The 11,965-nt window shown below is 54.2% G+C and carries 11 protein-coding genes; 6 read left to right on the top strand and 5 right to left on the bottom strand.

Annotated features, from left to right (window positions below; translation table 11 throughout):
* Nucleotides 1–65 precede the first annotated feature (65 nt).
* The gene (locus ABE504_RS23640; RefSeq protein WP_430093441.1) at nt 66–740 is read right to left on the bottom strand and encodes a helix-turn-helix domain-containing protein; all 675 of its coding nucleotides are present in this window, start codon (nt 738–740) and stop codon (nt 66–68) included.
* 172 nt (nt 741–912) lie between these two features.
* On the opposite strand from ABE504_RS23640, the gene ABE504_RS23635 reads away from it, so the two are divergent.
* The 6 genes from ABE504_RS23635 (at nt 913) to ABE504_RS23610 (ending at nt 6,777) form a co-directional block, all read left to right on the top strand.
* Nucleotides 913–2,943 carry a glycoside hydrolase family 15 protein gene (locus ABE504_RS23635; protein ID WP_430093438.1) on the top strand — a complete coding sequence of 677 codons (2,031 nt, stop codon included), beginning with the start codon at nt 913–915 and terminating at the stop codon, nt 2,941–2,943.
* 52 nt (nt 2,944–2,995) lie between these two features.
* The gene (locus ABE504_RS23630) at nt 2,996–3,415 is read left to right on the top strand and encodes a disulfide oxidoreductase (protein WP_430093436.1); all 420 of its coding nucleotides are present in this window, start codon (nt 2,996–2,998) and stop codon (nt 3,413–3,415) included.
* An 89-nt stretch (nt 3,416–3,504) separates the two neighbouring features.
* Nucleotides 3,505–4,479, top strand: a complete 975-nt coding sequence (locus ABE504_RS23625; RefSeq protein WP_430093435.1) for a polysaccharide deacetylase family protein — start codon at nt 3,505–3,507, stop codon at nt 4,477–4,479.
* Nucleotides 4,480–4,586: 107 nt separating this feature from the next.
* Entirely contained in the window at nt 4,587–5,396 is an 810-nt protein-coding gene (gene racE / locus ABE504_RS23620; RefSeq protein ID WP_430093433.1) for a glutamate racemase, read from the top strand.
* Between the two features lie 176 nt (nt 5,397–5,572).
* A complete protein-coding gene (locus ABE504_RS23615; RefSeq protein WP_430093432.1) occupies nt 5,573–6,448 on the top strand; it encodes a M14 family metallopeptidase in 876 nt (291 codons plus the stop codon).
* A 113-nt stretch (nt 6,449–6,561) separates the two neighbouring features.
* The gene (locus tag ABE504_RS23610; protein ID WP_430093430.1) at nt 6,562–6,777 is read left to right on the top strand and encodes a hypothetical protein; all 216 of its coding nucleotides are present in this window, start codon (nt 6,562–6,564) and stop codon (nt 6,775–6,777) included.
* A 130-nt stretch (nt 6,778–6,907) separates the two neighbouring features.
* Here the strand turns inward: ABE504_RS23610 and ABE504_RS23605 are convergent, their stop codons facing one another.
* From ABE504_RS23605 to map, 4 genes are all read right to left on the bottom strand, one after another.
* Entirely contained in the window at nt 6,908–7,087 is a 180-nt protein-coding gene (locus ABE504_RS23605; RefSeq protein WP_430093428.1) for a hypothetical protein, read from the bottom strand.
* A gap of 546 nt (nt 7,088–7,633) precedes the next feature.
* Nucleotides 7,634–9,880, bottom strand: a complete 2,247-nt coding sequence (locus ABE504_RS23600) for an FAD-dependent oxidoreductase (RefSeq protein WP_430093426.1) — start codon at nt 9,878–9,880, stop codon at nt 7,634–7,636.
* A 189-nt stretch (nt 9,881–10,069) separates the two neighbouring features.
* On the bottom strand, nt 10,070–11,182 hold the full coding sequence (ytvI, locus tag ABE504_RS23595; RefSeq protein WP_430093424.1) for a sporulation integral membrane protein YtvI: 1,113 nt from the start codon (nt 11,180–11,182) through the stop codon (nt 10,070–10,072).
* 14 nt (nt 11,183–11,196) lie between these two features.
* Nucleotides 11,197–11,946: a type I methionyl aminopeptidase gene (map, locus tag ABE504_RS23590; RefSeq protein ID WP_430093422.1), complete on the bottom strand. Its 750-nt coding sequence runs from the start codon at nt 11,944–11,946 to the stop codon at nt 11,197–11,199.
* Between the last annotated feature and the right edge of the window lie 19 nt (nt 11,947–11,965).

Raw genomic sequence — 11,965 nt, 5'->3', positions numbered from 1 at the left:
GTCAGGTAGGACGCATACCCGAGCAGTCAGCGGAGCTGACGACCAGGGCGAACGACCAGCCTCAGTTAATTTTGCGACAGATTACGGGACGATGATTGGAAAAGCGCGTCTAAGGAACCGCGATCGTTCGGCAGCGGGATGGCTCCGCCTGTATTTGCAGCGACGCTGCGAACAAGGAGATCGTGATACTTTTTCTGGCGGGAGGCGGCGATCGTCACGCTTTTGTGAATGCCGAGCGGATCGAAGTATAGCTTGCCCTCTTTTTCCACATATTTCTGAACCTGCGTCAGGTTGACGAATAAATCCGTGTCCATTTTCTTAAACCCGTGCTCTTCAAGCTTGTCCAGAAAATGCACAAAATCCAGCAGCGACTTCATATTGACCACTTGATGCCCAAGCCGGGTGTGGAATTTCAGCTCCGTTGGGCTGATTTCAATATAAACGATATCCGACAGCGGAATATGGTCGAGTTTTTCGTTGGTCGGTGTATCCGACAGCTCTGTATGCTCAAGGTAGCCTGCCTTTTCCATCAGTTCGGTGTAGGAAAATTTATAGGCTTCTGACAGTTTTTTTAAAGTAACGGGCGAAGGCTTAATTTTTTCATTCGTTGAACGGTTGCGTTCCAGTTCCAAGTCTCTGATGTAGGCGTGGGAAAGTCCGCTTTTGTTCGCGGCCTCGCGCAAGGACATTTTCCCCCGCAAGCTTTCCAAAAATTTTCCGAATCCTTCAAATTGCTTCATCGTTATCCCTCCGTATATCAGTATTGTAATGGAAATTCAGAAAAATAGAAACGGTTGCTTTGATGAAAGGCGGCAGTTTCCTCGTTTACCGGCGGCTCCCCTCATTAGTGCATATTTCCATAAGCTAGATGAGACATTAAGTGTACGCAGATGGAAAAGAAGGGGCGGTCGTATGGCAAGAGATTTACCGATCGGCAACGGCAATGTGCTGATGAATTTCGATAACGTTTATAATATTCGTGACATCTATTATCCTTTAGTAGGGCAGGAGAATCAATCCAGCGATCAAATTTCACATTTTGGTATATGGAGTGCGGAAGGCTTCTTCTGGATCGACGATTCGGAGGTTGTCAAAGCACTGGCCTACGAGGAAGATTCCCTTGTTACCCGGGTAACTTGCGCCCATAATCGTTATGGACTTCAGTTTGTCATTCAGGACGGGGTAGGGCATAGCGACGATATTTTTGTGCGGAAAATAACGCTGGAGAACCGCCTCGACAAGGAGCGGGAGCTGCGCTTATACTTTCATCTCGACCTGCAGCTGTACGGGAACGGGGTCGGGGATACGATCTACTATGATCCGGAGCTGCGCTCGCTGATTTTCTATAAAGGACACCGTTATCTGTCGTTGTCCTGCCAGAGCGGAGGCGCGAAGCAGGCGGCACCGAGCGGCTATGCGACGGGGCAAAAGCGAATTCACGGCCTCGAAGGCACGTGGCGTGATGCCGAGGACGGCAGGCTCGAAGGCAATCCGATCGCGCAAGGCTCGGTCGACGGTGTGATCGAGCTGACGGTGACGCTGCCACCGAACGGCACAGCGGAGGGCTGGTTCTGGATTTGCTTCGGCAAATCCCGCGAAGACATCGGCAGCTCCGAGCAGCAGGTGCGCGAGCGCACGCCGGGCCAAATGCTGGAGGAGACGCGTCTCTATTGGGCTGGCTGGGCCAACCGGGATGCGCATGAGCTGTCGCGGCTCGCGCCCGATATGGCGGCTTTTTACAAACGCTGCTTGCTGACGATCCGCACGAATATCGATAACCGCGGGGCGATCGTCGCCGCCAACGACTCCGATATTTTAAAATTCGCCCGCGACACGTATTCCTATATGTGGCCAAGGGACGGCGCACTGGTGTCGCATGCGCTCGACCGTGCGGGATTTCATGAACTTTCGCGGACGTTTTTTGACTTTTGCGTTAAGGAGCTGACGCCAGAAGGTTACTTGATGCACAAGTACAATCCGGACGGCTCGGCAGGCTCCAGCTGGCACCCGTGGGTTGACGGGCAGGGGAAAAAGCAGCTGGCGATTCAGGAGGACGAAACCGCACTCGTCCTGTACACGCTGTGGCACCACCACCGATTGGCGGGCACGCTCGCGCAGTCAGCGCACGATTACGAGGCGTTTGTGAAGCCGGCAGGGGATTTTCTCGCGCATTACCGGGACGCATCGGGCTTGCCGCTGCCGTCCTACGACCTCTGGGAAGAGCGCTATGGCGTGATGGCGTTTACGGTGTCCGCGGTATACGCAGGCCTCAAGGCAGCCGCTCAATTCGCCGATTATCACGGCGACAGTGTCCGCGCGCTGTACTATGGCGATATCGCCGCGCAGGTGAGAAAGGCGGCTGACGCGTATCTGTACGACGACGCGCAGCAGCGTTTTGTGCGTGCACTGTACTGGAACTACGAGCGCCAAACGTACGAGCCGGATTACACGCTCGATATGAGCATGTACGGGCTGTTCGATTTTGGCCTTGTGGATCAGGACGACCCGCGGATGAGCGCCACGATGGAGCTTCTGCGGGAGAAGCTGTGGGTGCATACGTCCATCGGCGGGATCGCCCGCTACGAGAACGATTATTACCATCAGGTGACGCAGGATACGCGGCAGGTGCCGGGCAATCCCTGGTTCATCTGCACGCTCTGGTATGCGGAGTGGATCATCGCCTGCACAGCGACGCCGCAGATGCTGGAAGAAGCGGAAGCGCTAATGCGCTGGGCGATGAAGCATGCGCTGCCGACGGGCATCCTGGCGGAGCAGGTGCATCCGTTCTCGGGCGCGCCGTTGTCCGTGTCGCCGCTCACGTGGTCTCACGCTTCGTTCGTCAAAGTGACGCAGGAATACTTGGCGGCCATGAAAAGGCTCGAAGGCGCGGAAGAAACCGGCGCTATGACGGATGCGAGCGAGGATACTGTGCTGCGCGCGTAGACTTCTTTTCCCTATTTTTCTATAATGGAAGGGACGAGGAGGACGATGATTCATGTCGAAAAATTGGCTGCGCAGCAACGGACTGCACCTATCCTGGTTGGTAGCGCTCGTTGCGATGCTCGGAAGCTTGTATTTTTCTGAAATTATGCACTTGGCGCCTTGCAAATTGTGCTGGTACCAGCGTATTCTGATGTACCCGCTTGCCATTATTCTCGGGATCGCCGCCGTGCGCAAAGATTTCAAGGTTGCCATTTACGTGCTGCCGCTGGCGATTTGGGGCGCCTGCATCTCGATTTATCACGTGCTGCTGCAGGAAGGCGTCTTCCATGAAACCGGCACGGGCTGTGGGCCGATCGCCTGCGACACCGACTATTTGAACTGGCTCGGTTGGATTACGATTCCGATGCTGGCAGGCACCGCTTTTATTCTTATTATTGTTTTGCAAATCCTCACGTATCGCGCCGCGAAGTAAAAACAAGCCGATTTCCACGAATAGGCAGGGAAAATGTCAGGCGCTGTCGAAAGTAGTGGCACAGATCTTATCGAGAGGTGCTGCCATTTATGACCAACCTGGCCAAACAAGCTGCACTGCTGATCACGTTAAGTTTAACGCTGGTCGGCTGTGCAGACATCTCCATGACGTTACCGAACGCAGAGACTCCTTCTTCGAGTCCTGTACCGACACCTGTTGCCCCGACGCCGCAAGTTACGCCTAAGGCTTCCACGCCGACACCGCTGCCAACCGCAACGCCTCAACCAACTGTTGCGCCGACACCAACGCCAACTCCAGCAACGCCGAAACCGACAGCTCCGCCTGCATCAGCCAAGCCGAAAACGGTCTCCGCCGATCGCGAACCGCTCTCTTGGTATTATATGAAGAAGAAAACGGGCCAAGTGCCGGATTTCCCACATGAAACGAAGACATTTACCGCCGATCAGAAAGCGGTGTGGGTAGGCACGGGCAAAAAGGTCTATTTGACGATTGACGCTGGAGGGCCTCTCATTGAGGTCGATCTCATGCTCAAATCGCTCAAAGAGAACAACGTGAAGGCGAATTTTTTTATTACCGGCAATAACATTAAGAAAAATCCTGATTATTTGAAACGAATCGTAGCCGATGGGCATTTGGTGGCGAATCATACGATGACGCATACGGATTTCAATGAATTGTCCGACGATCAGATTCGGAAAGAAATTACCGATTTTGAGGTGATGTACCGTCAAATCACGGGACAAGACGTGCAGAAATACTTCCGCTTTCCGTATGGTAAGTACAATCGGCATGTGCTGGATCTTGTCTCGGGCATGGGGTATACCTCCGTGTTCTGGTCGACTGCGATGCGCGACTGGGAGCCGCGTGCGAACGGACCTGACGATCCCTACAACGACATTATGAACAACCTGCACGACGGCAATGTAATTCTGATGCACCAAGGCTCCGAAGAGAATATGCAAGCGCTTGACCGCATCATCAAAGAAATCAAAAAAAGGGGCTACGAATTCGGCGTCGTCAGCGAGATTCAGCCAAAATCGTGATGAGTTGCGCGCAAATCTGGTGATGTATCCGTGGTACCTTTCAGCTTGGCCGCACATATTCTATCCATGTGGTTAACTAATATGACCGGCAAAGGAAGCGGATAGGTGTGCAGCAAGCGATAGCCGTACTGGACTCCGGAGTCGGAGGATTAACTGTAGTCAAAGAAGTGTTGAAACAGCTGCCCCATGAAAAAGTCATCTATTTTGGCGACACCGCTAGAAGCCCATATGGTCCGCGAGAAGCAGGCGAGGTTCGCTTGTTTACCAGGCAAATCGTCGATTATTTACTGCAATTCCAGCCTAAAATGATTGTCATTGCCTGCAACACGGCGACAGCCGTCGCCATTGAGGATATTCGCGCGCGTGTGTCCATCCCCGTCATCGGCGTGATCTCGCCAGGGGCCAGAGCCGCGATCAAATCGACGCGAAGCGGCATCGTCGGCGTCATCGGAACGGATGGCACGATCCGCAGCAAAGCGTACGAGAAAGCGCTCAGATCGATTTCGCCGGAGGTTGAGGTCTACAGCGAAGCGTGCCCGCTGCTTGCGCCATTTGTGGAGCAAGGGCTTTTTAGCGAGGGCAATGCGCGTTCGATCGTAGAGCGATCCTTGTTTCAATTGAGAGATAAACCGATCGATTGCCTGATCTTGGGCTGTACGCATTATCCGTTTTTGTCCGACTCCATCTCGCGTGTGATGGGGCCGGAGGTGACGCTGATTTCTTCAGCGGATGAAACGGTGCGGGATATTCAATTGATTCTGCAGCAGAGAAACATGCTGGCGCCCGCCGACCAACTGACGGTGCATCAGTTTTTCTGCAGCGGGGAACCGACTGTTTTCAAGGAAATCGCACAAAACTGGCTTCGGGAAGAAATGGCGATGATGCCGTTCGTCTGGCAGGTTCCACAGTTCCTGTAATGGCCAGAGTCGGGGATAGCAGCATGGCCGACATAGATATTTGATTGGAAGAAATAGACCCGGCAGGGTCTATTTTTCGTTTGCGGGCGCCTGCTTTTCACAGGCGTCACCGCATGTTTTCCAGCGCTGGGGCATATGCATAACTTTACCAAAAGAAAGCCTGTGAGGTGGTCCGAATGCTGGGATACGGATATGAACGGCTGAGCAGCGAGCTTAATCGGCTGAACAAAATATATCCATTCGTGCAAGTCGCAACGATCGGTAAAAGCGTCATGGGCCGGGAGCTTTACGCTCTCCGGATCGGGTACGGAGCAAGGTGCATTCATGTGAATGCCGGCATGCATGCCAACGAATGGATCACGACGCCGTTGCTGATGCAGTTCGTGGAAGAGACGGCTTGCGCTTATGCGCGGGGAACGGCGCTGCGGGGCAGCAACATCCGGCGGCTGCTGGCCGACAACACCCTCTGGGTCGTGCCGATGGTGAATCCCGACGGTGTGGAGCTGGTGCTGCAAGGGTTGACGCCGGAGCATCCATATTATGAGCAGCTGCTGGAATGGAACGGAGGCTCCGAGGATGTTATTCATTGGAAGGCGAACATTCGCGGCGTGGACCTGAACGATCAGTTTCCGGCGCACTGGGAGGAAGAGAAGGCGCGGCGCGAGCACGATCGTCCGGGACCGCGCGATTACGGCGGCGAAGCGCCGCTCAGTGAGCCGGAGGCGGCCGCTTTGGCCGCTTTTACGAGCAGCCAGAGCTTCGACTTTGTCATCGCGCTGCACACGCAGGGCCGGGAAATTTATTGGAATTACCGCGATTATGAGCCGGCGGAGTCGGAATGTATGGCGGATCGCCTGGCGATGGCCAGCGGGTACGAGGCCGTGAAATTGACCGGGAGCGATGCGGGTTATAAGGATTGGTTCATCGAGCAATTCCGGCGGCCCGGCTTCACGGTGGAGATCGGATTCGGCGTCAATCCGCTGCCGATCGAGACATTTTCCAAGCTGTATGACGAACTGGCTCCAATCCTGTTGACGGCAATGGAGATATAGAACGCGGCAGTGCCGCCCCAAGACAAGATGCCGCAAGTTGCGCCTGCGCCCAATGAACCGTTCAGCCTGGCCTTCATATACTGGAGAAGGAAGCAGAGAGGGAGGCGTAGGCGATGGCACCACCGAAAGGGAAAGGCAAAGCGGCGGCGAAGAAAAAGAAGGAACCTTCCAGCCGTATACAGTATACGATGCGTATTGTAGAGTCTGCGACGTGTGCAGTCTGCAAGACACCTTGTGCAAGAGGTATGAGGTATTTGGAAAAAATGTCGGAGCCCGGCGCCGTGGGCAAAGGTGTTCCTTGCATTTTGACGCGCAAGCAAATTCATTGAGACGGAAGATCCGCACCTTGGCCGGGGAGCGGATTTTTTGGCATATCCGTATATCGGTAAATAAAAAAGAAGCCCCGCGTCCAGATGACTGGAACGGTGCTTCCGTTAACGTGCTGCCCGAACCGAATAATTAATGGTTAGGCGCAATTAATCTATCGGCAATGGATTGTTTGAGTTTCTTGATCGCGTCGGTCTCGAGCTTGTGGTTGGCGTTAAATTTGGCACCTGTCAATGCAAGCGCTTCCTTAATAGTCATTTCCACGTGAATAATTTCTTCGCCGTGTGGAATTTGAACGTTGCTGTTAGCCATTTTTCATCACTCCTATGTCAACTTTTTGAAGTGAAAACCTTGATCTTACGCACTTTTAATATAACACACCATGTAAGGTTACGCAAGAGAAAAACGTGCCTATTTTTGAATTTTGCTTAATTATTTTCTAGCAAAAACAGACAAGTTCTCCTTTTTATTGTGGTGTTAAAGTCGACGGTTTATACATGCTTGTGGCTAGGCGTGGAAATGAACTGGAAAAGCTCCGGTTCATTTCGTCTGGAAACGGCTTCGATGCCAGCTGAACTGGAAAAGCTCCAGTCCATTTCAGTCGTTTTCGGTGAAAGGTAGGTAAACAGGCAAATGGAATGGAGGAATTCCAGTTCAGGCCCTCGATTTGGCCGAAAATGCGAAAGTGTAATGGAGAAATTCCAGTTCATTTGAGGCGCGGCGGGGAGGGAAGCTGGGGGAGCAGGATGGAGGTGTTGAATACAAAAAAAGCTTGCCGCCCCCGAGGAAGACCGGGTAGAGCGGCAAGTTTGTGGGCGGGATGTTGTCAGGTTAGCGAAATATATTTATAAATTTCGCTTAGGCGTAGCAGCGCAATTCGACAATCTCGGCATGCGGCGCGCCATTTGTCGCCGTGACGACGATGCGCAGCTTGCTGGCCGTAACAGCCTGAGGCAGTTCATGCGCGTGGTGACGCGTATGGTTGTCGTTCACTTCCACAAGCGTCTGCCATTCGGAGCCTGTCAATGCTTGAATTGCATAGCTTTGCACCAATTCCGGTATCGCCTCGAACTCGGTACGATGATGATGCAGGTTGATCAAATCCTCATTAACGTCATCGTTGAACGTCACATGCACCGTACGAATCGTCTGTGGCGCGCTCCAGCTCGCTTCCAGCCACTCTTCGCCACCGTTCCTGAAGGTTGCCGATGACCAGAGGTGCGGGCCGCCATATGGGCGCTTAAAGCCGTCTGCCGCTTTGCTCGGCAAGAACGCAGACGTTGGTGATGCGAGACGGAAGCAGATCGGTTTACGGACAAGTCCGCGCTGGCTCCAGTCGATGACGGGCTGTGTGTGATGCATATCGCCGAAATCGGCGGTGTCGCCCGCGGCGTTGTATTGGAAGAGCAGCACGCCCGATTGCGGCCTGTCGGATACGTGCAAGGCAATGTCCGGGTTGCTGCGCACAACGATAAACGCATTCTGCGGCACCTCCGGCTGCCACTGGAGATCGGCCTTCACCCATTGAGCGGAACCGGCCTCAATGGCGATCTCAACTGCCGCGACCCGCGTGTGCGGCACATAGTTTTGCGGCTTGCCGGTGCTCCACAGCTCGACGGTCAACGTCGTCGCCTGCGCGGCATCAAGCAGCAGCTCAAGGCCGTCGATCGCCGGGTCTGCCGGCACGACGAGGCCGATGTGCTTCTCGAGCGGGAGCGTGCCCGCCGAGTTCTCGAGCGCGAGCTGCGTCAGAACACTCGACGCGCTCAGCTCAGCACGAAGCACGAGGTCGGCTTCGTCTTCGTTGCGCACGCCGAGGACGGACGCGTCCTGGCGCAGCAGCGTCTGCTGCAGCTCGCCAAGGTGCGTGCTGTACAGCTCACGCGGCGTGATGCCCTTCGCCGCGGCGAGGGCTGCGCCCGTGCCGGCGGCTTCACCGATGACCGCGCAGGTCGCCATGACGCGCGTCGTGCCGAAGGCCACGTGCGAAGCGGAGATGTTGCGGCCCGCCATCATCATGTTGTTCACGTTGACGGAGTAGAGTGAACGGAACGGGATATGGTAGCTGCCGTCCATATGCATATGCTTTGAACCGCTTTCCGTCGCGTACATTCCTTGCGGCGGGTGCAGGTCGATGGACCAGCCGCCGAAGGCGACGCGGTCTTCGAATTCACGCTGCGCAATCACGTCGTTCTGATTGAGCACGTAGTCGCCGACGAAGCGGCGGTATTCCCGCTTGCCCGGAATAGAACCGATCCATTCCAGCGTCAGGTTCTCGGCGTCGAATTGGCCGGAGTTTTTGATGTAATCCCAAATGCCGTAAATGACGGAGGAGAGCTCGTCGCGAATGCGCTCATTGTCATGCACGGTGTCGAGTTCGCCGCCCCACTCGATCCACCAGTAAGCACAGCCGTTGTCGCCGCTGCGGATTACGCGGCGCATCGGAATCGTCGTCTGCGTAATATCCTTGGCGAAGCTGGGCGGGATGTATTTGACCGGACGGCCGACGTCTTTGGTGTAGAACAGCAGCGTGCTGCCCAGTGTGATGTCGTCCGGGACGAGCGGCGCCCATTCTTCATTGAATTCGGACTGCGCTTCGCGCCCGATCCGGTATTTCGCGCCGGCTAGAAAACCGACCAGCCCGTCACCGGTGCAGTCGAGGAACATGCGGCTTTCGAAACGGATACGGCGCTCAGAGCCCATCATCCAGCCGGTGACCGCATGAATGGTGCGGTTGTCTTCATCGCCGGAGGCATCCACTTCATGGACGTCCGTATTGAGGAAGAGCGTGATATTGGGCTCCGCCTTAACCTTTTCCAAGACGACGAGATCCCAGAAGTAAGGGTTGCCGTCAATGTTCCGAAATTGATTCTCGACGAATAGTTCGCCCATGATGCCGGTTTCCCGCGCATTGCGGTGTACGCCGTGCGACGTTGCGCCGCACACCCAGACGCGCACTTCGCTGGAGGCGTTGCCGCCGAGGACAGGGCGGTTCTGCACGAGGGAGACGGTCTGGCCTAATCGTGCGGCTGCAATGGCTGCGCATACGCCGGCAAGGCCTCCGCCGATGACAGTAATATCGGATAAAATGGTTTCATTTCTCATATTCAGCACCTCGGGGATGAATAGTTTATATATACTTTCATTGTAGAGGAGAAGTTTTTCTTTTAACATGCAGTAAGTTACAAATGGCATATACTTAATTTCACTTTTTTGCAGAATATGGTGAGCAATAAAAAAAGCTCTGATCTCTTTGCGCAAAGGCAAAAAAATCAAGAGCTTGCAGTGGCAGTGTTAAGGCCCCGTATACGGCAGCTTGCCCGGCGTGTATTCATTCTCCGGCTTGCGGATCCATCGCTGCAAATAGCCCTGCGTGTAGAGCGCTTTGATCAGGATAATCAGCACAGGGGACAGGATGACGCCGGCTACGCCGAACAGCGACAGCGAGACGATCATGAACGCCAGCGTTGTAAAAGCCGATACGCCGAGCGATTCGCCTGTAATTTTGGGCTCCATAATTTGCCGCACGAGAATGACGACGAGCAGCACCGCGCTCAGCCAAATTGCGAGCGTCGTGTTGCCGACGATGAACAGGTAGACGATCCAAGGGATGAACAGCGTTGAGACCCCGAGGAGCGGCAGCACGTCGAAAATCGCGGCAAGCAGGGAAATCGAGAACGCGTTATTGACCTTCAACACGAGCAGCGCGATAAAAATGACGATGAACGTCATTGAGATTAGCTTGGCTTGTGCTTTAATATAGGAAACAATACCTTTGACCACGTTTTCCTTAAGGAAAAAGAAAGCCGCTTTGAAGGTGTTCGGCGTTTTATCGCTCGCCAGTTTTTTCCAGGACTCAATCTCGATGCTTAGGAAGTAAGCCAGAATGATGCCGACAATGAAGTTGAACATGAATGTGGAGAACGAAGTCAGCGAAGCGACCAGGCCGGACAGGAAGGCGATTATTAGCTGCGAGGCTTTCCCGGCAAGCTGTCCCGCGTAATCTTTGGTTTTGGCGATCACATCCGGCGGAAGCGTCTGGAACTGCTCATTGAGTTCACTTAGTCTATGTACGAATTGTTCGTTGAAAATAGCCTGATATTCGTTGATCTTGTTCGCAAGGCTCAGGATTTGGCTTGTAAAAATAACCGCGGCGCCGGCGACAGCGCCGAGAATAATCAGGACGAAAAGGAGCGTCGAAATCGCCGAGGCGATGGACTTGCGCATCCCTTTTCGATGCAGGAACCGAGCCAAAGGCTCGATCATCATATAAATGACCAGAGCCAGAAAGATCGGCGTCGCAATGGCGTACAGGTAGCTGAATAGCAGCATAAAGAGATAGACCGTGAGAACGATGAGCGCAATGTCAAATACCGTTCGCCAATATTTCTTGTAAAAAGAAATCATTCATGTGCCTCCATTTAGGATTGTTCAGTTAAAATGACCGGACCATTGCTTGTAATGGCAATCGTGTGTTCATATTGCGCCGACAAGGAGCCGTCGACCGTGCGGGCTGTCCAGCCGTCCGCATCTACTTTGGCATGGTATTTGCCGACATTCAGCATCGGTTCGATGGTGAACACCATGCCTTCCTTGAGGCGAGGGCCTTTGCCGGCAGGGCCGTAGTGCGGCACCTGCGGCTCTTCGTGCATCTCCGAGCCGATACCATGCCCGATAAAATCGCGGACGACGGAGAATCCTTGGGACTCCGCGTACACTTGGATGGCGTGAGAGACGTCGCCGATTCGGTTGCCCACAACGGCCATCTCGATGCCTTTGTAAAGTGATTCCTTCGTCACGCGCAGCAGCTTCTCCGCCACCGGCGAGATGTTGCCTACCGCGTAAGACCAGGCGGAATCCGCCAGCCAGCCGTCGATGCGCACGACCATGTCGATGGTGACGATGTCGCCGTCGTTCAACGGTTCTTTTTTCGGAAAGCCGTGGCAGATGACATCATTGACCGAAGCGCACGTCGCGTACGGGTAGCCATGGTAGCCTTTCTGCTCTGGCGTCGCGCCGTGCTTTGCCAGGAAGCCTTCGACGAACTGATCGATTTCCCAGGATGTGATGCCGGGACGGATCATTTTCGCGATTTCTTTATGACAATCCGCCAGAATTTGGCCGGCTTTTCCCATCGCTGCAATTTGTTCTTTCGTTTTAATCGTAATCATGCAGTCCAACTCCTTGTAG

Source organism: Paenibacillus oryzisoli, assembly GCF_050467285.1.
Classification (GTDB): domain Bacteria; phylum Bacillota; class Bacilli; order Paenibacillales; family NBRC-103111; genus Paenibacillus_E; species Paenibacillus_E oryzisoli_A.
This window is presented reverse-complemented; position numbering and strand designations above follow the sequence as displayed.

Excerpts from the sequence above, each read along its gene's own strand:
- ABE504_RS23640 (WP_430093441.1), bottom strand. The coding sequence starts at position 740 with ATGAAGCAATTTGAAGGATTCGGAAAATTTTTGGAAAGCTTGCGGGGG.
- ABE504_RS23635 (WP_430093438.1), top strand. The coding sequence starts at position 913 with ATGGCAAGAGATTTACCGATCGGCAACGGCAATGTGCTGATGAATTTC.
- ABE504_RS23630 (WP_430093436.1), top strand. The coding sequence starts at position 2,996 with ATGTCGAAAAATTGGCTGCGCAGCAACGGACTGCACCTATCCTGGTTG.
- ABE504_RS23625 (WP_430093435.1), top strand. The coding sequence starts at position 3,505 with ATGACCAACCTGGCCAAACAAGCTGCACTGCTGATCACGTTAAGTTTA.
- ABE504_RS23615 (WP_430093432.1), top strand. The coding sequence starts at position 5,573 with ATGCTGGGATACGGATATGAACGGCTGAGCAGCGAGCTTAATCGGCTG.
- ABE504_RS23610 (WP_430093430.1), top strand. The coding sequence starts at position 6,562 with ATGGCACCACCGAAAGGGAAAGGCAAAGCGGCGGCGAAGAAAAAGAAG.
- ABE504_RS23605 (WP_430093428.1), bottom strand. The coding sequence starts at position 7,087 with ATGGCTAACAGCAACGTTCAAATTCCACACGGCGAAGAAATTATTCAC.
- ABE504_RS23600 (WP_430093426.1), bottom strand. The coding sequence starts at position 9,880 with ATGAGAAATGAAACCATTTTATCCGATATTACTGTCATCGGCGGAGGC.
- ytvI (WP_430093424.1), bottom strand. The coding sequence starts at position 11,182 with ATGATTTCTTTTTACAAGAAATATTGGCGAACGGTATTTGACATTGCG.
- map (WP_430093422.1), bottom strand. The coding sequence starts at position 11,946 with ATGATTACGATTAAAACGAAAGAACAAATTGCAGCGATGGGAAAAGCC.